Genomic DNA, 20,730 nt, shown 5'->3' on the forward strand with positions numbered 1-20,730 from the left:
GAAAGCGGCTGAAACCTAGTGGTGCGTGGACTCATGAGACCGAAAATGGCGATTGGCAGCAAGGTTGCGGCTGTGTTGGCCGCAACGGCGCTGGTGCTTTCCGGGTGCGCATCTTCAGACAACGACGATGATGAGTCCACGAAACTTTTCGGTTACCAGGTAACAAGCAACCTGCGCACCACAAACGCTGGATCCCTCGAAGGATCGACAGACTTAGCGCAATCGTTGTCCGGTCGCCTGTACCCCGGGGTGTATGTTCCTGGTCCAAGCGGACAGTTGATCCCCAACACTGACCTTGTAAAAACCCAGGTGCTGCCGGGGGATCAGCGCAAGGTGATTTACACCTTGTCGGAAGCGGCAGTGTTTTCGGACGGCACTCCCGTCACCTGCGCTGACTATCTTTTGACGTTTGCTGCCGGACAATACCCGGCGACGTTCGGTTCGAATATGCCTTTGTTCGGCGACACGGACTCGCTGTCGTGCACACCCGGATCCAAAGAGTTCACTGTGACCTTCAAGGAAGGCCGTGGTGCACGCTGGCGTGGTCTTTTTGAACCAGGCACGGTCCTTCCCGCACATGCTGTTGCTGCAAAGACCAATCGATCTGTCGAGGACCTCGTCGCTGATCTACTCTCGGATGATCTGGAGCGACTCAAACCAATCGCGCAGGTGTGGCGCCACGGGTTTGACCTCAAAGAGTTCGATCCTGAACTCCAAGTCTCGTTTGGCCCGTTCAAGGTTGCGGAGGTAGGAGAGAAGGGCCAGGTTCGGCTCGTCGCTAATGAGCATTACTACGGGGACGCTCCGCAGACAGCAGCAATGGTGGTGTGGCCTGGTTCCGTAGATTCTGCGGAGCTAGCAGCATCCAAGGCGATGAAGATCGGCGACCTGCGGCAGTTGCAACCACAGTGGTACGACGAGGACGCAGAAGGCAATCGATTGGATGTGAAAACGGCCATCGGTGAGCTCACCGAGATGTTGACCCTGCCGGAGGTTGGTTTTTGGGCGGATCCGGAGAACCGGAAGGCACTTGCACGTTGCATCGATCCTCGCGCTGTTGCCGCCGCTTCAAGTGAGAAGGCCGGGGTTGAAGTGCCAGTTGCACCGTTGCATGTCATTCAGCACACCGACCCGTTGGCTCAGCGTATGGCAGATATCGCTGCTCCGCTTTTGGACGTGAATATCCAGGAAGCTTCCGCACTTCGGGGTTCCACGTTGCGTATCGGTTACGTGTATCCGGACGACCGTTGGGCCGCGATGGTGGAATCGATGCGCCGCACCTGCGAGCCAGCAGGAATTACGATCATCGACGTCACAGGCGAGGGGAAGACGCTCGCTGACCTGCCTCACGTGGAGTACGACGAGTGGCGCAACGAATCCGTGCATGACGGCGAAGCCGACGCTATCTTGCGAGTCGTTGACCCGATGAGCGAGTACCCAGCGGCCAACAATCGCGCTCAGGATCTGGGGGCGTTGCGTGCCCAGGAGGGGCATCTGTGGAAGACGCTGCCATCGATTCCGCTGGCCGCACAACCCCGAACCTTTGTCGTCGATAATGCAGTGCGCAACGTGGTGCCGTATACAGGACTTTCCGGCATTGGCTGGAACATGGACAGATGGTCCAACTGACCAAACTTAATTCCCGACCCTAAAAACCCGATAAACCTGACCAGGAGACGATCCGAAATCATGTCGCCCACCCCGTCGATCAGCCCGCATGGCGGTCAGCCTTACGCTTCCGCTCTTGAGGCACTGCAGGACAAGATTCGCCGCGTTCCGGATTTTCCGGAGCCGGGAGTGCTGTTCGAGGACCTGACTCCGGTGCTTGCCGACCCAGCCGCGCTCAACGTGGTCATTGCAGAGATGGCCGAGGCGAGCAAGGAGCTCGGCGCCGATCTCGTCGGCGGTCTTGATGCCCGAGGGTTTTTGCTCGGCTCCGCTGTGGCGTACGAGATGGGCACCGGCATCCTTGCGATTCGCAAGAAGGGCAAGTTGCCGCCACCGGTGATTACCCAGGAGTACACCACGGAGTACAGCTCCGCTGCGCTGGAGATCCCCGCTAATGGGGTGGATATCTCTGGCAAGAGCATTGTGCTTGTCGACGACGTCCTGGCTACCGGCGGGACGTTGATCGCGGCGCGCGACTTGATTGAGCGCGCCGGCGGGCGAGTTGCCGGCTACGTCGTCGTCTTGGAAGTCCCGGGACTTGGAGGGCGCGAGCGACTCGACGGCGCTCCGCTTGTGGTTTTGGGGAAAGAAGAAAACTAGCCGGGTAGTATCACAGACTTAGTACCTGCTGACAGTGGAGGAGTCCTGACATGACAGATAAACCAGTCAAGCGGTCGGGCCCGACCGTGCGCAGTGTCTCCGCCAGGTTGGCCCGCTCTCTTACGGGAGGTGGGCGTCCGCGAACGAACCCGGTGCTCGATCCGCTGTTGTCGATTCACCACAAGTATCACCCGAAGGCTGACGTAGAGCAGCTCGGATTTGCATACGAAACGGCAGAACGGTTGCACGAGGGTGTATTCCGCAAGTCAGGTGATCCCTACATCACCCACCCGCTCGCCGTCGCAACGATTTGTGCCGAGATTGGTATGGATACCACCACGCTGGTGGCGGCTCTGCTCCATGACACGGTAGAGGACACCGACTACTCACTTGATGAGCTCACCCGCGATTTTGGCCCGGAAGTGGCCAAACTTGTCAATGGCGTGACCAAACTGGACAAGGTCGCGCTCGGCGCCGCCGCAGAAGCGGAAACGATCCGCAAAATGATCGTTGCTATGTCCGAGGATCCTCGCGTACTGGTGATTAAGGTCGCGGACCGCTTGCACAACATGCGCACAATGCGTTTCTTGCCGCCGGAGAAGCAGGCGAAGAAGGCGCAGGAGACGCTCGACGTCATTGCACCGTTGGCGCACCGCTTGGGTATGGCAACGGTGAAGTGGGAGCTAGAAGATCTCGCGTTCGCTATTTTGCAGCCGAAGAAGTACGAGGAAATCGTACGTCTTGTGGCGGATCACGCTCCGTCACGCGACCGTGCCCTGCGCGAGATCACTACCGATCTGCAGCGCGAGTTGAGCACGAATGGCATCCAGGCTGAGGTCATGGGCCGTCCGAAGCACTACTGGTCGATCTATCAGAAGATGGCTGTGCGCGGTCACGACTTCGCGGAGATCTTTGATCTGGTCGGTATCCGTGTTCTCGTGGATACGGTGTATGACTGCTACGCCGCTGTTGGTGTGGTCCACTCGCTGTATTCGCCGATGCCGGGCAGGTTCAAGGACTACATTTCCAACCCGCGTTTCGGTGTCTACCAGTCGCTGCATACGACGGTGATGACGACGACCGGTCGCCCCCTTGAAGTGCAGGTGCGTACACACGAGATGCACTACAACGCCGAATACGGTGTGGCTGCCCACTGGCGTTACAAAGAGACGAAGGGCTCCCACAAGGGCGATCAGGCCGAGGTCGACCAGATGGCGTGGATGCGTCAGTTGCTTGACTGGCAGAAGGAAGCCGCGGACCCGAATGAGTTTTTGGACTCGTTGCGTTACGACCTGACAAGCCAGCAGATTTTCGCGTTCACTCCGAAGGGCGATGTAGTGGATTTGCCGGCAGGCTCTACTCCGGTCGATTTCGCCTACGCCGTGCACACTGAAGTTGGCCACCGCTGCATTGGTGCGAAGGTTAACGGCAAGTTGGTCACCCTAGAAACCGAGCTGAAGTCCGGCGACAGGGTAGAGATTTTCACTTCAAAGGATCAAAACGCTGGGCCAACGCGCGATTGGCAGGACTTTGTTGTCTCCCCGCGCGCGAAGGCGAAGATTCGACAGTGGTTTGCCAAGGAACGTCGCGAGGAGCAGCTCGACGCGGGTCGCGATGCCCTGGCTGCTGAGGTGCAGCGTGGCGGGCTGCCGTTGCACAGGCTGTTTACCAACGAGTCGATGCGCCAGGTAGCAACGCGTTTGCACTACCAGGACGTTGATGCGCTGTATACGGCTATCGGCGCGGGAACAGTGTCTGCAGCGCACGTCGCGCACTTGCTCATGGACATGTTCGGCGGCGACGATGACGCCGTAGACGCCCTCACAGCGCGTACCCCTGTTTCTGCACTTGTTCGCCCGCAAACAACCGGCGACGGCCCTGCGATCCTGGTTGAGGGCAGCCCGGATGTGATGGCGAAGTTGGCGAAATGCTGCCAACCCGTCCCCGGCGATGCCATCTTCGGGTTTGTCACCCGTGGTGGGGGAGTTTCCGTGCACCGGACTGACTGCACGAACGCGACCAAACTTAACGACGAGCCAGAGCGTCTCGTCGAAGTGTCATGGTCCGCCCCCGGTGGCACCAAGAGTGCGTCACGCGCGACGATTCAGCTGGAAGCACTCGACCGCAATGGTCTGCTTACCGAGACCACCGGGGTGCTCTCCGAGGCGAAACTCCCAATCCTCGCGATGTCGTCTCAAGCAGGGGAGGACCGAGTGGCGACGATCCGACTGACCATTGAGGTGTCAGACATCAAACAACTCGGCTCGATCATGAACCAGATTCGCAACATTGAAGGTGTGTTCGACGTCTACAGAGTGACTGCGTAACCTAAGCTCGTTCGAGACCTGTTCAACGTTGCGTTGATAGGGGAGGTTGCGATGCGGTTCAAACGGGTCACCCTTGCACAAGAGCTGACAGGGGATGCGTCTCTTGCGCGACTGCTTTCCTCATTGGCAACACGGGCGAGTGCGGATAGTTATCCTCTTCGCAATGTTGCGTCTTGCGTTGTTGAAGACGGGAAAGCCAACTTTGCTGGGCTCGGGGCGGATGAGCACACCGAGTTCGAGATTGCCTCGATAACCAAGACGTTCAATGCCGAGCTGCTCGAGCAAGCCATTACCAAGGGGTTGGTTGACACCGATACAACGGTCGGAGATGTGCTTGGGCAGCGTGTGCGAGGTAACGCATTAGCAGATGTGACGCTGGCTGAATTGGCGAACCACACCTCGGGCTTGCCACGAACCGGCAAGCAACGACCGCGAAACATTGCACGAGCACTTCTCGGCCTGAACCCTGACGTAGGAGTCACATCCGAGGATGTCATCGAGCAGGCACTGTCAGCGACACTGCGAGAGCGTGGCGTGGAGGAATACTCTAATCTTGGCCACGACTTGCTCGGGTTTCTACTGGCCAGGGTTTCCACCACGACCTACCCGACGTTGATCAAAGAGTGGGTGCTCGACCCGTTGGGGATGACGGAGACTTACGTCGCTTTGCCTGGAACAGTCGGACCGGATAGACCCAGGGGAGTCTCCGCACTCGGTCTACCTGTGCAAGCTTGGGAGATGGACGGCACAGCTCCATCCGGCGGCCTGCGTTCGACCACCTCGGACATGGCGAAGTACGCCATGCATATCCTTGAGCGTCGCAGTACGCGATTTACGTGGGCGAACATTAAAGGCACCGAACTGTACTGGCATAACGGTGCAACGCGGGGATTCTCCTCGATGCTGCTGCTGGACTTAAGCACTCAGCGTGCATCGTTTGTCACGACGGATTCGTATGCAGACATTGAATGGATTGCGTTTGAACTCATAGGCCTGCATGACCCAGCGCGAGAGAAATGACCACGGAACAGAAAAGCGTCTCCGGCGAGAAACCGGAGACGCTTTTCGCAGTGACGCGTTTTATCGCATGAACTTCATGGCAACCGTAGCCACCTGGCTCAGGATGCCGATGATCGCGGTGACAACTGCGAGCCAATCCTGGATCTCGGACGGGCTCATGTCGCGCATGGACGAGCCCTCTTCGTTGGACGAAGATCCATTGTCGTTAGTGGTGTTGGTGGTGTTATCGCCGACGACGGTCGGCGCAGCCTGAGCCACACCTGCACCGGTGAAAGCGACTGCGGTGACGGTAGCGGCTGCAACAAGGCTGGTGCGAGTCTTCATGAGGGTCCTCACTGAAAAGGTTTGAAACGGAATCTCTGCAGGATGCTATCGCCTGCGAGGGTTGCGTGCAATAGCGATATGTATGTGGTGCTACTTCACGCTTGCTGCGGTGATACGCACTTCCTCGGCCGGTGCGCCGTCAGTCCCGCCGCCTTCAACTCCCTTTTCGGCGATCTTGTCCAGGGTGGCAAGGCCCTCGTCGTCAATCGTGCCGAAGTAGGTGTACAGCGGCGGCAGGACCGAGTCGCCGTAGTTTAGGAAGAACTGGGAGCCGTTGGTGTCCGCGCCGGCGTTAGCCATGGCGATCGTGCCACGGTCATAGCGCTTAGGCTCGTTTTGCAGCATCATCTGCAGGGTTTGGTTCTTGGTAGCCTCATCCATATCGGCTGGTAGGTCGAGACCTTCGGTGTCGATGCCGTCGAGTGCCTCGTCAGTGGGAAGCTCGTTGGCGAACTGGAAGCCAGGGCCACCCGCACCGGTGCCATCCGGGTCGCCACACTGCAGCACCTTCAGCCCGTCGGCAGTGGTCAGACGGTGGCAGACCGTGTCGTTGAAGTATCCCTCGGAGGTCAGGTACTCGATGGCGTTGACCGTGCACGGGGAAGCTGCGCGATCGAGCGTCATGCCGATCGGACCCTGGTTGGTCTCGAGCTCGACGGTGACGGTGCCTTCGGTGGACACGTTCTCGGTCGGCGGGGTGCCAGCGCGCAGCTCGGCGCCGTCCTCGTTTTCATAGGTGCACGAGACGGTAGCCGGCAAGGCCTTCTCGCGCTTCGTAGCAATCGGCGCGAAGGTGGAAGCGTCGAATTCTTCCTGTTCCGCGTTGTCAGTCTCCGAAGCGGCGGAGGTATCGTCAGTTGCTAGATTGTCCTCGTCGCCCTGGTTGGCTGCGACGTAGATGCCGCCACCAATCAGCGCGATGGCAACGGCGGAAAGCGCTGCGACCGACCACGGGCGGGACTTTTCCTTGCGGTCGCGGGAATCGAGTTCCCGTTCCAGATTGGACAGGGCCTCTTTGCCACGCTGTTCGTTGCTAGCCACTGGCGATGCACCTCTTCGAGTATCGGGGAAAGCGCGTGCGTGATGTCGTCGAAAAGCACGCGCGCATTGAACGGTGCAAAAGCCTAGCAGGGCTAATCGCAACAGCGGTGGAAAGACCACAGCGACAAGTGCGCCCGCACAGGGGAGAGGTTGGTTAGACTAAGGCCTCGTGAGTGAGAATCAAGCCGAGCAGTTCCAAAAACTTTCCGCACCGAAAGGCGTGCCCGATTATGTGCCGCCCGCCTCGAGTGCGTTCATCCATGTCCGCGACGAGTTCGCGCGCCAGGCACGGATCGCTGGCTACCAACACATTGAGCTGCCGGTGTTCGAAGACACCACCTTGTTTGCCCGCGGCGTCGGTGAATCTACTGACGTAGTGAGCAAGGAGATGTACACCTTCGAGGACCGCGGTGGCCGTTCGGTAACGCTGCGTCCCGAGGGCACCGCCGGCGTCATGCGCTCCTTCATCGAGCACAACATGGACCGCGGTTACCTGCCCGTGAAGCTCAACTACTACGGACCGTTCTTCCGCTATGAGCGCCCGCAGGCCGGACGCTACCGTCAGCTGCAGCAGGTGGGCGTGGAAGCCATTGGTGTCGACGATCCGCTGCTCGACGCCGAGGTGATCGCCTTGGCAGACCGCAGCTACCGTGCGATCGGCCTGAGCGGTTTCCGTCTGGAGATCACCAGCCTCGGCGACAAGAATTGCCGCCCGGCCTACCGCGAGAAGCTGCAGAAGTTCCTGTTTGATCTCCCACTCGACGAGGAAACTCGCCACCGTGCTGAGATCAACCCACTTCGAGTGCTCGACGACAAGCGTGAGGCGGTCCGAGAGATGACCGCCGATGCGCCGTTGATGCTGGATCACCTTTGCGACGAATGCCGTGCCCACTTCGAGGCCGTCACCGCAGCGCTGGATGACTTCGGCGTGCCGTACGTCATTAACCCACGCATGGTTCGTGGTTTGGACTACTACACCAAGACCACCTTCGAGTTCGTCCACGATGGCCTCGGCGCACAGTCCGGCATCGGTGGCGGGGGACGATACGACGGCCTGATGGCCCAGATTGGCGGCCCGGACCTCTCCGGCATCGGCTACGGTCTCGGCGTTGATCGCGCGGTACTCGCCCTCGAAGCTGAACGCGTCGAGCTTGAAGCAGCAGCCCACCGTGTCGATGTGTTCGGTATCGCGATTGGCGACGAAGCACGAGTGAAGATGAGCAAGCTTGTCGACGAACTCCGCGCGGCCGGTATCAGCGCCGACATGGCATACGGCCACCGCGGGCTCAAGGGCTCAATGAAGGGTGCTGACCGCGCGGGCGCACGCTTCGCGCTGGTGCTCGGCGAGCGTGAGCTGGAGGCAGGCGAGGTTGCAGTCAAGAACCTCGCCGAGCACTCACAGGAGGCCGTTGCGCTTTCCGCTGAAGCGGTCGCGCAGGCAATCAGCACTCAGTAATGTTCACGGGCAGGCCGAGCTGGACTGCGAGGCCACCCATGGACGTTTCCTTGTACTGAGTCATCATGTCGCGGCCGGTGGCTGCCATGGTCTCCACCACGTCGTCGAGGGTGACGATGTTGGTGCCATCTCCAAGCTTCGCCAACCGTGCCGCGTTGATGGCCTTTACGCCACCAATTGCGTTGCGCTCGATGCACGGAACCTGGACCAGACCGCCCACAGGATCGCAGGTCAGGCCAAGGTTGTGCTCGAGCGCGATCTCAGCTGCGTTTTCAACCTGCTCAGGGGTGCCGCCCAGGATTGCGCACATGCCAGCAGCGGCCATCGAAGAAGCCGAACCGACCTCGCCCTGACAGCCGACTTCTGCGCCTGAAATCGAGGCGTTGGTCTTGATGATCGACCCGATCGCACCAGCCGTAAGCAGAAATTCGCGGGCGCGCTCAGCAGTGAAGTCGTCGGTGAAGTCGCGGCAGTAATGCATAACTGCAGGGATAATGCCGGCTGCGCCGTTCGTTGGCGCGGTAACCACCTGGCCGTGAGCAGCGTTTTCTTCGTTCACGGCAAGCGCGTACAGGTTCACCCATTCCATAGCGTCAAGCCCACGGGCAGTGGATGCTTCGTACTCTGCAGTCAGTAGACGGTGAAGACGGTTCGCGCGACGCCTTACGTTCAAGCCGCCGGGAAGGATTCCCTCTGTCTTCAGGCCATGCGCAACGCATTCCTGCATGACGTCCCACACCGCATCCAAATGGGAGTTGAGTCGCTGCGCCCCGTGGATCGACTCCTCGTTCGCACGCATGATCTCTGCGATTGTCATCCCATGTGTTCGGCACTGCTCCATGAGTTCTGCGCCATTGTTAAACGGGTAGGGGACCGTCGCAATTTCACGAGCGGATGCAACACCGGATTCTTGTCGGTGCGCTTCCATCTCCCAGCGATCCAGAATGAAGCCGCCGCCGACAGAGTAATAGTCCTCGCGTTCGGTGATCATGGTGCCGTCTGTGTCCCACGCATCGAAGATGAGACAGTTCGGGTGCTCGGCCACCGGTGCCGGGTCGAAGCGAAGCTCGTACTCCACGCGCCCTGTCGGGCCTTCGATCACGCCTGTGGAAGGGATCGGCTCGCCAGGTTTTGGAGCAATGTCTGCAGAAGTGGTGGTGGGGGTGTACCCAACCAGCCCGAGCAACGCAGCACGGTCGGTGCCGTGGCCGACTCCCGTGGCGGCGAGGGAACCACGCAACTCTACGACAACCTTCGCCGGTACCTTCCCGAGTTTCTCCACAAACGTCATTGCAGCCCGCATCGGGCCAACGGTGTGAGATGAGGATGGACCGATGCCGATACTGAACAGGTCGACAACACTGACAAAGTTTGCTGACATGCGGCGAATCCTACCGCAGAAACCGGTTGTGGCTCGTCGATAAGCGGGATGCGCTACTGCGCTTGAGATAGTGCAGGGATGTCGGTTGCCCCCAAAACCGAGATCGGCCGCTGGTTTGCCTTGCCGTGCTCGGTAATGATGGCCAGGCGAGGCACCGCGCCGGTTTCCAATGGAGTACTCAACGCATCAACAGCACGTGCGGCGGTTACGGTCCGTGGAAGAAACACCGGGTGGTCGAGTTTGCCACTGTGGGTGAGCACATCGCGAACGGTGGTAGCGGGAATGCGGTCATCATCTGTCAGTTCCGCCGCCACCCAGCGCGCGATTGCATTCGTGGTGAGCAGCCCGACGCACTTGCCTTCGTCGTAGATCGGGAATTGCGTTAGTCCCTGTGTCGCGATTGTCTTCAATGGCTCATGAATGTCCGTCTCCGGCGTAAACGTCACCACCTTCTGATGCGGGACCACCTCAAGGGCCAACGGCGGGGAGAGTATCGCGTCGCGCAAATGCTCGATTGTTTGAACCGTCTCGGGGAGCGGCTCTGCAATCGGGCGGAGATTGTCGTACTCCCCATGGCTAATCGCGTTGCGCAGATCCGCAAACTCACGCAAGGTCTCGGCCTGGTCGCGAGCAAGAATCCCTTTCTTTGCGGCGAGGCCCACCATCCACGTAAACGAATCGGATCGTTTGGCATCCAATTCGCTGCGCAAATGCGACTCGATCGAATTGAAGGCGGCAAGGAACGGGATAGCGCGGTTTGGTGCGGACTTGGTCATAAGCGAACGGTGCCTTTTAGTTGTAGACACCGCGGTTGAGCGTGTCGCAGGCGGCCATCTGTCCAGAGTTGTATCCGGAATTAAACGCTTCCATACGCTGCTCAGAGGAGCCATGCGTCCACGCATCCGGGTCGACGTCGCCGCCTGAGCGTCGTTGAATGCTGTCGTCGCCAATCGAACGGGCGGTCTGCAGTGCCTGCTCGAGCTGTTCGTCGGTGATCGGTTCCAAAACGCCCTGCTCGGCAGCATGTTTTGCCCAGATTCCGGCGTAGCAGTCCGCCTGCAGCTCAATTGCGACAGCCGCAGAATCCTGGCCTGGGTTCTTATAGTCGCTCAGCCCCAACGTTCCTTCCAGATGCTGGATGTGGTGGCCGTACTCGTGGGCAGTTACGTACTCCTGAGTAAGCGGACCGTTCGCGCCGCCGAGTTGGCCCAGCTGCTCAAAGAAGCTCACGTCAAGGTAAGCGGTGGTATCGCGAGGGCAGTAGAACGGGCCGGTAGCGGAGGTGGCGTAGCCGCAGCCAGTGGTGACATCGTTGCGGAAAAGCACCATATCTGCCGGCTCGAACTCGACATTCGCCTGCGCAGGGAGTACTTCGCTCCAAATCTGTTGGGCAGACCCGAAGGTTGCCGCCGCGCGGCAATCGTCGTAGGTGTTCGAGGATCCTTGTTCGTTGCAATGCTCGAGTGAGTAGTCACCTTGCGATTCAGACTGGGATTGAGAATTGCTCCCGCCGCCAAGGAGTCCATCTAACGCACCGCTGAAGTACAGCACCGCGAGCAATATCAAGATGACAGTCCCTCCGCCACCGCCGCGAAGCAGCATCGGAAGAATTGCCATTGCGCCGGGGCTGACCCCGCCGCCTCCGCGACCGGAGCCGGAGCTTGTCCTGACGTTGCCGCCCTGACCCTGCGCGTAATCACCACGAAATGTCATGGCTGAATTGTGCCAAAGATCCCTACCGAGTGTCGCGGTTGGGCCAAAACATCGTGTCTCGAGCGACTGGGGTGGTGTGGGGCGGACCTCGCCGAGGCACCACTCAGCCGGGGTAGGTAGACTTTGTCAGGTTAGATTCGCCATCACGTGGAAGGACGTGGAAGAAACCGTGCTGCGCACTCACCTTGCGGGGAACTTGAACAAAGAACTCGACGGTCAGACCGTCACGCTCACAGGTTGGGTGGCCCGCCGCCGTGACCATGGCGGGGTCATCTTTATCGATCTGCGCGACCGCTCTGGTCTCGCTCAGGTTGTATTCCGTGAGTCCGAAGTAGCAGAGGCTGCACACGACCTGCGCAGCGAGTTCGTCATCCAGGTCACCGGTGTGGTTGAGCCACGCCCGGAAGGCTCTGCGAACCCGAACCTTGCATCCGGTGAAATCGAGGTCAACGTCACTGACCTGAAGGTGCTGAACAAGGCTGCAGCCCTGCCATTCCAGATCGAGGATGCATCCTCCAATGAAGTTGGCGAGGAAGCACGTCTGAAGTACCGCTACCTGGACCTGCGCCGCGAGCGTCAGGCTAAGGCAATTCGCCTCCGCGCTAAGGCCAATCAAGCCGCCCGTCGCGTCTTGGACAACCACGACTTCACCGAGATCGAAACGCCTACGCTGACGCGTTCGACCCCGGAAGGTGCACGTGACTTCCTTGTTCCTGCTCGTTTGAAGCCAGGTTCTTGGTATGCGCTGCCGCAGTCGCCGCAGCTCTTTAAGCAGCTGCTGATGGTCGCGGGCATGGAACGCTACTACCAGTTGGCACGCTGCTACCGCGATGAAGACTTCCGCGCAGACCGCCAGCCTGAGTTCACCCAGCTCGATGTCGAGGCATCCTTCGTTGATCAGGACGACATCATCGAGCTGGCCGAGGAAATCCTCGTCGAGCTTTGGAAGCTGATCGGCTACGACATTCAGACGCCGATTCCGCGCATGACCTACAAGGAAGCGATGGAGAAGTACGGCTCCGACAAGCCGGACCTGCGCTTCGACATTCCATTGGTCGAGTGCACCGACTTCTTCAAGGACACCACCTTCCGCGTATTCAAGGCCGAGTACGTGGGTGCTGTTGTGATGGAAGGTGGCGCATCCCAGCCTCGTCGTCAGCTTGACGCATGGCAGGAGTGGGCAAAGCAGCGCGGTGCGAAGGGCCTGGCCTACATTCTCATTCAGGAAGACGGCGAGCTCACCGGTCCGGTGGCGAAGAACATCACTGACGAGGAAAAGGCTGGCATCGCTGCGCACGTCGGCGCGAAGCCGGGTGACTGCATCTTCTTCGCAGCAGGCGAAACCAAGGCATCTCGTGCACTGCTTGGCGCAGCCCGCGGTGAGATTGCGCGCAAGCTTGACCTGATCAAGGAAGGCGATTGGGCGTTCACGTGGGTTGTGGATGCACCGCTGTTTGAGCCTGCTGCAGACGCAACCGCATCCGGTGATGTCGCGTTGGGCCATTCCAAGTGGACCGCAGTCCACCACGCGTTTACCTCTCCGAAGCCGGAGTTCCTGGACAACTTCGAGCAGAACCCGGGCGAGGCTCTCGCCTACGCATACGACATTGTGTGCAACGGTAACGAGATCGGTGGCGGCTCCATCCGTATCCATGAGCACGATGTACAGAAGCGCGTGTTCGAGGTCATGGGCATCACCGATGAGGAGGCCGAAGAGAAGTTCGGCTTCCTGCTCGAAGCGTTCAAGTTCGGTGCTCCTCCGCACGGTGGTATTGCCTTTGGCTGGGACCGCATCGTGTCGTTGCTCGGTGGGTTTGAATCGATCCGCGATGTGATCGCTTTCCCGAAGTCCGGCGGCGGTGTCGACCCGCTTACCGACGCGCCTGCTCCAATTCCGGCTGAGCAGCGCAAGGAAACTGGAGTGGACTTCAAGCCGAAGAAGGTTGAAGACAAGGCAGACGGCGAAACGGACACGAAGTAGCCGATTGAATGCAGCCACCGCAGGAACCTGCTCCTGCGGTGGCGCACGACAAAGGGGACCGGATGCAGCCCGAGCAAGTAAGTGACGAGCAAGTCGTTGCAAGCGCTACAGACATTCTCACTCGCCGTTACGGCGGTGAGCAGTCGTTGTTTGAGGTTGAACGCCTTAATGGCTCCGGTCCCTCGATCGTGTTGAGGGCTCGTGTTAAAACGAACCCGTTTTTCCAGCAGCGCTCAGTCATCATTAAGCAGGCGCCGCCAACGGAGTCTGTCTTCGAAGAGGCGGCGTACCTTCGAGAGGTTGTCGCGTACCAATTCGCCACTTCCTTAAGTGAAAAGACCAGGCCTGGCCCTGCGTTGTTGGGCTACGACACGCAGCAACGCATCATTATCATCACCGACTCCGGTGATGGGGAAACTCTCGCAGAAGCGCTTGAGACTGCAAGCGAAGAGGACCACATCGCACTGTTGCGCAGCTTGGGCACTGCACTTGGCAGAATGCATGCAGGTACTGCCGATGAAGAGGAAGCGTTTAACGTCTTACTGCATCGAATGACGCGTTCACGGCCCAACGCTGCACCGCTGCAACGTTTGAGGGACCGGTTGCTGTCCCACCGGATCAGAGTTGGGTTGCGGATCATGCGTGAGGCCGGAATTGAGATTCCTCAAGAGGTGGTTCTCACGGCTCGTAACATCGAGCGCCGGCTGCTGCGTGGCGGTATGCGTGCTTTTACGCCGTTTGACCTGGCACCAGATAACGTCATCCGGTCTGGGAACTCGTTTCACTTTCTTGATTATGAATCAGCGGGCTTTCGGGATGTTTCATTCGATGTTGCCTACGTAGTTGCGCGGTTCCCGGTGTATTTGGCTTCGCAGCCGTTTAACGAGGAAGCGACCAAGGCGTTCGTCGATGCGTGGCGGATACAGGTCTCTGACCTTTGGCCAGGAGTGCAGCATCCGGATACGTTGCAGGCGCGCATCACGGGTGCACTGGTGGGGTGGGCGCTTAGTAGCGTCGCCATGTTGGAACCGAAGCCTATGGCCGCGTTGTTGCAGGATGATCCGACATTTGAGAAAGAGCTTGAAGCTGCTGGTCTTTCGGCAGGTGATATTCAGGATTTTGATCTTGTAGATGGGGTAGCCGAAGCCATTGGCGACGACGCCGAAGAGAATGCTGGCGTTGTGCTTCGACCGCGAGGTGGAGAACCATTGACCGAAGATGAGCTTCTCGTGCGACGTGATTTGCGCGAGACGTTCGAGTCGTTGGCAGCTTATGCGGGTAGCGGTAAAGACCCCGCATACGTTGTCGTTGCTGAGTTCGCGTCCGAGGTCGCAAGGCGGTTGCGTTAAGGCAATGGGCCAAGAAGAACTTTTCGCGGCTGCTTCTAGCAACGACGTTCCCGGTGCAGCATTGGGGAATAGGGGTACCTCATTTTTTGAAGCTGGCTCGACAGCACCGCTGGCCGCACGGATGCGCCCCCAGTCCCTAGATGAGGTAGCGGGGCAGAAGCATTTGCTCAGCGAGGGAAAGCCGCTGCGTCGGCTCATCGAAGGCTCTGGTGCAGCATCGGTGATTTTGTATGGTCCGCCTGGGACAGGTAAGACCACGATTGCGTCGTTAATCGCAAAAACGATGGGGCAGAGCTTTGTGGCGTTGTCCGCGCTGTCTTCCGGCGTGAAAGAAGTCCGCGCGGTTATCGACGAGGCGCGGCGTGACCTCATCCGCGGTGAGAAAACCGTGCTCTTTATCGACGAGGTCCACCGGTTTTCTAAAACGCAGCAGGATGCGCTGCTTGCGGCCGTCGAAAATCGCACAGTGTTGCTGGTTGCCGCCACGACGGAGAACCCGAGTTTTAGCGTTGTTGCTCCGTTGTTGTCGCGCTCGCTGCTGCTCAAGCTCGAGTCGCTTAGCGACGAAGACCTTGGCGGAGTCATCGACCGCGCATTGGCAGATGAGCGGGGGTTGCAGGGGCAGGTTTTGCTTGACGACGAAGCCCGCGCACAACTCATTCTGCTCGCTGGAGGCGATGCGCGTCGGGCGCTGACGTACCTCGAAGCTGCCGCTGAAGCTGTTTCTGGCGGTGGCACGATCACGCTGGAGACTGTGCGTGAAAACGTCAATCGCGCGATTGTTCGCTACGACCGCGATGGCGATCAGCATTACGACGTGGTCAGCGCCTTTATCAAGTCGATCCGCGGGTCTGATGTCGATGCAGCGCTGCATTATCTGGCGCGAATGATCGAGGCCGGGGAGGACCCCAGGTTTATCGCACGACGTCTGGTCATTCACGCTTCGGAAGATATTGGTATGGCAGATCCGACTGCGTTGCAGACTGCTACCGCTGCGGCGAATGCAGTGCAGTTTGTCGGCCTGCCAGAAGGGCGTCTTGCGCTTGCTCAGGCGACAATTCACCTGGCTACGGCGCCGAAGTCGCCTGCCGTCATTAAGGCCATCGATCGTGCTTTAGCGGACGTGCGTGAGGGGCATGTGCCTCCAGTGCCGGCCCATTTGCGCGATGGCCACTATGAGGGCGCAAAACAGATGGGCAATGCGGTTGGATATGTCTACCCGCATGACGACCCGCGGGGAGTGGTCGAGCAGCAATATATCCCGGATGGGCTGGAGGAAGCGGTGTATTACGAGCCGACGGAACACGGCGCGGAGCGCCGAATTAGCGAGTTTATTGGTCGGTTACGCCGACTTGTTCGCGGGCGGTAGCCCAACTGAAGAGGGGTCGCGGGTAAAGTAAGCGCGGAAAAACTCCGGAGCAGTTGAAAGGACACCGAAGCGTGCAAACCCATGAGATCCGAGAGCGGTTTACCAACCATTTCGTTGAGGCCGGGCACACCCCGGTACCGAGCGCCTCGCTGATTCTCGACGATCCGACGCTGCTGTTCGTCAACGCAGGAATGGTGCCGTTCAAGCCGTACTTCTTGGGCGATCAGACCCCAGACTTTGCCAACGGCACGGCGACATCGATTCAGAAGTGCGTGCGTACCCTCGATATCGAGGAAGTGGGTATCACCACCCGCCACAACACGTTCTTCCAGATGGCTGGCAACTTTTCGTTTGGTCAGTACTTCAAGGAAGGCGCCATTACTCACGCGTGGAACCTGTTGACGGGTGCTGTTGCTGACGGTGGCTATGGCCTTGATCCGGAGCGTCTCTGGGTTACGGTCTTCCTTGACGACGACGAGGCGGCCGCAATCTGGCGCGACAAGATTGGCGTTCCGGAAGAGCGTATTCAGCGCATGGGTATGGAGGATAACTTCTGGTCCATGGGTATCCCCGGTCCGTGTGGCCCTTGCTCTGAGATCTACTACGACCGGGGTCCGGAGTACGGCAAGGAAGGCGGCCCAATCGCCGACGACAACCGCTACATGGAGATCTGGAACCTCGTGTTCATGGAGTCCATTCGCGGCGAAGGCGATAAGAAGGGCAACTTCGAGATTGTCGGCGAGCTGCCACAGAAGAACATCGATACCGGTCTTGGCATTGAGCGTGTGGCCTGCATCCTGCAGGAAGTAGACAACGTCTATGAGACGGACCTTCTGCGCCCAGTCATCGATGCAGCGGTAGAACTGACCGGTTCGAAGTACGACGACGGCAACAAGGAAGACGACGTCCGTTTCCGCGTGATCGCTGACCATGCCCGTACCGGCATGATGATCATCCTCGACGGTGTTACCCCGTCGAATGAGGGACGCGGCTACATCCTGCGCCGTCTGCTGCGTCGCATCATCCGCTCCGCGCGTCTGTTGGGTGCGACGAAGCCGGTTATGGAGACGTTCATGAACACCATCATGGACACCATGACGCCGTCCTTCCCCGAGATCGCGGACAACCGCGAGCGCATTTTGCGTGTTGCTGTGGCGGAGGAGAAAGCGTTTTCCAAGACACTGGAATCCGGCACGTCGCGCTTCGACGAAGCCGCAACCGCAGTCAAGGCTTCGGGTGCTGCTGTCCTGCCGGGTGATCAGGCCTTTGAGCTGCATGACACCTACGGCTTCCCGATCGACCTGACGGTCGAGATGGCGCGCGAGGCCGGCCTGGACGTCGATATGGATGCCTTTAACGCTGCGATGCAGGAACAGCGAGAGCGCGCGAAGGCCGACAACAAGGCGAAGAAGCACCGCAACGTTGACGAGTCGCTGTACCGCGAATGGGTTGACAACAACCCGACGGAATTCGTCGGCTACGAGCAGTTGGTCCACGACGGCACGGTCATTGGCCTCGTGCGCGACGGTGAGAAAGTTGGCGAGGTCTCGCAGGGCGACGAGGTCGAGGTCATCCTCGACGTCACCCCGATGTATGCCGAATCTGGTGGTCAGATGGCTGACCGTGGCCGCTTGATCATGGGGGACACGATCCTCAACGTCAACGACGTGCAGCGCGTGGGCAAGAAACTGTGGCTGCACAAGGCGACGGTCCAAAACGGTGGACTGGATCTCGGCTCGACGGTCACGGCTGAGGTTGACGGTGCGTGGCGCCACGGTGCCCGCCAGGCGCACTCCGCAACGCACCTCATTCACGCGGCGCTGCGTGAGGTGCTCGGCCCCACAGCAGTCCAGGCTGGTTCCTTGAACAAGCCGGGTTACCTGCGCTTCGACTTCAACTACACCGAGGCGCTGACCGAGGCACAACTGCAGGAGATTGCGACGATCACGAATCAGGCTGTCGACGCAGACTTTGCTGTCAACACCATTGAGACCAAGCTGGACAAGGCGAAGGCCATGGGTGCGATGGCGCTGTTCGGCGAAAGCTACGGCGACGTTGTCCGCGTCGTCGAGATCGGCGGACCGTTCTCCGTCGAGCTTTGTGGCGGTACCCACGTGGAGCACGCCTCCCAGATCGGCCCGGTCGCCGTGCTTGGCGAGTCCTCGGTCGGTTCCGGAGCCCGCCGTATCGAGGCGTACTCCGGTATGGATTCCTTCAAGTACCTGTCGAAGGAGGCAGCGCTGGCTTCTGGCCTGGCTGCGGAGCTCAAGACGCCGACGGAAGATCTTCCGGACCGTATTGCCCAACTTGCTGAGCGACTGCGTGCGGCTGAAAAGGAAATCGAGAACCTGCACCGTCAGCAGCTGTTGGCTTCCACTGCAAGCCTTGCGGAGGAAGCAGAGACCATCGGCGCGCGTCGCCTCGTCGCAAAGCAGCTGCCCGACGGGATCAACACGGGTGATCTGCGCACGATTGTTTCTGACCTGCGTGGCAAGTTGCAGTCCGAGGATGCGCTGATCGTGCTGACCTCGAAGGTCGGCGACAAGGTTTCTCTGGCGGTTGCAGCAACAAAGGCTGCAGTGGAAAACGGCATCAAATCGGGAGACGTGGTCAAGGTGCTTGGCGAGTACGTCGATGGCAAGGGTGGCGGAAAGCCAGACCTTGCGCAGGGCTCTGGTGCGAAGCCCGAAGGCATTCCTGCTGCTTTGTCCGCTGTGCGGGACTGGCTTCGCCGGGACTAAGCCTCGCGTTCGCGGACAAAATCGACGCTGACACGCCGAATGCGCGTCCGACGAGACGCACAGCTAACGGCTAGGTTGAGACCAGGCCAGCAGACACGGAAAGGAGCAGCGATGAAGGTGGAGCCAGATCGCCCTGGGGTCGACGACCCCGGTGCGGGACGCCGACTTGGCATTGATGTCGGCACTGTGCGCATTGGCGTTGCCCGCTCCGACCGGGATGCCCGCCTGGCAACACCGGTCGAAACGATTGACCGTGTGACCGGCTTCAAAGACCGCGATGGGCAAGATATCGAGCGGATATTGGAACTCATCGCTGAGAATGAAGCAGTCGAAGTCATTGTGGGGCTTCCTCGTGATCTGCAAGGCAATGGATCAAAAAGCGTGAAACATGCGAAGGAAATCGCATTCCGTATTCGCCGGCGTAGCGATGTGCCGGTGCGGATGGCGGATGAGCGTCTCACCACAGTTGCTGCGACGCATTCATTGCGGATGTCTGGTGTGAATGAGAAAGCAGGCCGTGCGGTCATTGATCAAGCAGCTGCTGTAGAGATTTTGCAATCGTGGCTTGACGGCCGACTGAACTACCTCAAGGAGAACTAACCGTGTCTACCCGTGAAGCCGCACGTCGGCGTACCCGAGGCACCGCGGTGCTAGTCGCATCCATTTTGCTCATCATTGGCCTTGTCGCTTGGATTGCCGTCTTGCGCAACCTTTCGGGTTCGGCAGACTTTGAGGGTGCAGGCAACGGTGAGGAACAGGTCGTTCAAATCAAAGAGGGATCGAGCCTGTCAGCGCTCGGCCCCGAGCTTGAAGAGCGCGGCATTGTTGCCAGCGACGGTGCTTTCCAAACAGCGGCAGCGAATAGCCCTGATGCGGGAAACATTCAGCCCGGCTTCTACAGATTGCAGGGCAAAATGAGCGCGAAGTCAGCGGTTGAGGCACTCCTTGATCCCGCGCAGCGCATCACCCCTCTGCAGGTTTACGGAGGTGCGACGTTGATGGATATCAACGTCGTTGGCGGCCAGACTCGGTTCGGTATTTTCTCGATGATCCAGTCGGCTACCTGTGGCGAAGAGGTAACACCGGATTGCGTCAACGTGGAGAAGCTGAACAACGCTGCGGCGAACAGTGATCCTGAGAAGCTCGGTGTGCCGGAGTGGGCTCGTGAAGCGGTTGCTGCCCGTGCTGGCGACGCGAAGCGTTTGGAGGGCCTCATTGCCCCTGGTGAGTACATCATCGACCCGCACGCGAGCGCCGAGGATATTCTTTCGGATCTGGTGACGCGCTCTGCGAAGCAGTATGACGCAACCGACATTGTCAACCGCGCGCAAGCGATTGGCTTGAGCCCGTACGAGTTGCTTGTCGCTGCGTCCTTGGTTGAGCGTGAGGCACCGGCCGGAGAGTTTGACAAGGTCGCTCGCGTCATCTTGAACCGTCTCGATGAGCCGATGCGACTGGAATTCGACTCCACGGTGAACTACGGGCTGCCGAGCGTTGAGGTTGCAACCACCGATGAAGACCGCAAGCGGGTTACTCCGTGGAACACGTACGCAATGGATGGCCTGCCGCAAACACCGATTGCATCTCCGTCCATTGAGGCGATCGATGCAGTAGAGCACCCAGCTGACGGCAACTGGCTGTTCTTCGTCACCGTGGACAAGGACGGCACAACCATCTTCAACGACACGTTCGAGCAGCACCTCAATGACACGCAGCGCGCGATCGAGTCAGGCATCCTGGACTCGCAGCGTTAGTTATGG

The 20,730-nt window shown here is 59.5% G+C and carries 16 protein-coding genes; 11 read left to right on the forward strand and 5 right to left on the reverse strand.

Annotated elements, in window-relative coordinates; translation table 11 throughout:
* Positions 1–33: 33 nt before the first annotated feature.
* Genes HMPREF3145_RS09920 through HMPREF3145_RS09935 form a run of 4 tightly spaced genes read left to right on the forward strand, consistent with a single transcriptional unit; the run spans position 34 to position 5,615 of the window.
* Complete coding sequence (locus tag HMPREF3145_RS09920; protein WP_246817579.1) at positions 34–1,629, forward strand: ABC transporter substrate-binding protein; 1,596 nt, start codon at positions 34–36, stop codon at positions 1,627–1,629.
* 60 nt (positions 1,630–1,689) lie between these two features.
* Entirely contained in the window at positions 1,690–2,268 is a 579-nt protein-coding gene (locus HMPREF3145_RS09925) for an adenine phosphoribosyltransferase (RefSeq protein WP_070423077.1), read from the forward strand.
* A gap of 50 nt (positions 2,269–2,318) precedes the next feature.
* Entirely contained in the window at positions 2,319–4,595 is a 2,277-nt protein-coding gene (locus HMPREF3145_RS09930) for a RelA/SpoT family protein (RefSeq protein WP_083279516.1), read from the forward strand.
* A 51-nt stretch (positions 4,596–4,646) separates the two neighbouring features.
* Positions 4,647–5,615 (forward strand): serine hydrolase domain-containing protein, encoded by a 969-nt coding sequence (locus HMPREF3145_RS09935; protein WP_070423078.1) that lies wholly within the window; start codon positions 4,647–4,649, stop codon positions 5,613–5,615.
* 60 nt (positions 5,616–5,675) lie between these two features.
* Here HMPREF3145_RS09935 and HMPREF3145_RS09940 read toward each other — a convergent pair whose 3' ends face one another.
* Together HMPREF3145_RS09940 and HMPREF3145_RS09945 are read right to left on the reverse strand one after the other, a co-directional pair.
* On the reverse strand, positions 5,676–5,939 hold the full coding sequence (locus HMPREF3145_RS09940; RefSeq protein WP_070423079.1) for a hypothetical protein: 264 nt from the start codon (positions 5,937–5,939) through the stop codon (positions 5,676–5,678).
* Between the two features lie 90 nt (positions 5,940–6,029).
* Complete coding sequence (locus tag HMPREF3145_RS09945) at positions 6,030–6,980, reverse strand: peptidylprolyl isomerase (protein WP_070423080.1); 951 nt, start codon at positions 6,978–6,980, stop codon at positions 6,030–6,032.
* A 169-nt stretch (positions 6,981–7,149) separates the two neighbouring features.
* Between HMPREF3145_RS09945 and hisS the strand changes: the two genes are divergently transcribed.
* Positions 7,150–8,436: a histidine--tRNA ligase gene (gene hisS / locus HMPREF3145_RS09950; protein WP_070423081.1), complete on the forward strand. Its 1,287-nt coding sequence runs from the start codon at positions 7,150–7,152 to the stop codon at positions 8,434–8,436.
* Here the strand turns inward: hisS and HMPREF3145_RS09955 are convergent.
* From HMPREF3145_RS09955 to HMPREF3145_RS09965, 3 genes are read right to left on the reverse strand one after another with little or no spacing between them, the layout of a single operon-like run.
* The gene (locus HMPREF3145_RS09955; RefSeq protein WP_070423082.1) at positions 8,423–9,817 is read right to left on the reverse strand and encodes an L-serine ammonia-lyase; all 1,395 of its coding nucleotides are present in this window, start codon (positions 9,815–9,817) and stop codon (positions 8,423–8,425) included. The two genes, hisS and HMPREF3145_RS09955, sit on opposite strands and share 14 nt — an antisense overlap.
* Positions 9,818–9,870: 53 nt before the next feature.
* Positions 9,871–10,593 carry a CBS domain-containing protein gene (locus HMPREF3145_RS09960; protein WP_070423083.1) on the reverse strand — a complete coding sequence of 241 codons (723 nt, stop codon included), beginning with the start codon at positions 10,591–10,593 and terminating at the stop codon, positions 9,871–9,873.
* Positions 10,594–10,609: 16 nt separating this feature from the next.
* Positions 10,610–11,530, reverse strand: coding sequence for a KPN_02809 family neutral zinc metallopeptidase (locus tag HMPREF3145_RS09965; RefSeq protein WP_070423084.1), 921 nt, complete (start codon positions 11,528–11,530; stop codon positions 10,610–10,612).
* A gap of 169 nt (positions 11,531–11,699) precedes the next feature.
* On the opposite strand from HMPREF3145_RS09965, the gene aspS reads away from it, so the two are divergent.
* From aspS to mltG, 6 genes are all read left to right on the forward strand, one after another.
* Positions 11,700–13,511, forward strand: a complete 1,812-nt coding sequence (gene aspS / locus HMPREF3145_RS09970; RefSeq protein WP_070423235.1) for an aspartate--tRNA ligase — start codon at positions 11,700–11,702, stop codon at positions 13,509–13,511.
* 62 nt (positions 13,512–13,573) lie between these two features.
* The gene (locus tag HMPREF3145_RS09975; RefSeq protein ID WP_083279517.1) at positions 13,574–14,860 is read left to right on the forward strand and encodes a phosphotransferase; all 1,287 of its coding nucleotides are present in this window, start codon (positions 13,574–13,576) and stop codon (positions 14,858–14,860) included.
* 4 nt (positions 14,861–14,864) lie between these two features.
* The gene (locus HMPREF3145_RS09980) at positions 14,865–16,229 is read left to right on the forward strand and encodes a replication-associated recombination protein A (protein ID WP_070423086.1); all 1,365 of its coding nucleotides are present in this window, start codon (positions 14,865–14,867) and stop codon (positions 16,227–16,229) included.
* A gap of 71 nt (positions 16,230–16,300) precedes the next feature.
* Positions 16,301–18,970 carry an alanine--tRNA ligase gene (gene alaS / locus HMPREF3145_RS09985; protein WP_070423087.1) on the forward strand — a complete coding sequence of 890 codons (2,670 nt, stop codon included), beginning with the start codon at positions 16,301–16,303 and terminating at the stop codon, positions 18,968–18,970.
* 111 nt (positions 18,971–19,081) lie between these two features.
* Positions 19,082–19,570, forward strand: coding sequence for a Holliday junction resolvase RuvX (gene ruvX / locus HMPREF3145_RS09990; protein ID WP_070423088.1), 489 nt, complete (start codon positions 19,082–19,084; stop codon positions 19,568–19,570).
* Between the two features lie 2 nt (positions 19,571–19,572).
* The gene (gene mltG, locus HMPREF3145_RS09995) at positions 19,573–20,724 is read left to right on the forward strand and encodes an endolytic transglycosylase MltG (RefSeq protein ID WP_070423089.1); all 1,152 of its coding nucleotides are present in this window, start codon (positions 19,573–19,575) and stop codon (positions 20,722–20,724) included.
* Positions 20,725–20,730: the final 6 nt, after the last annotated feature.

The sequence above is a fragment of the Corynebacterium sp. HMSC05C01 genome (assembly GCF_001807155.1).
GTDB classification, from domain to species: domain Bacteria; phylum Actinomycetota; class Actinomycetes; order Mycobacteriales; family Mycobacteriaceae; genus Corynebacterium; species Corynebacterium coyleae.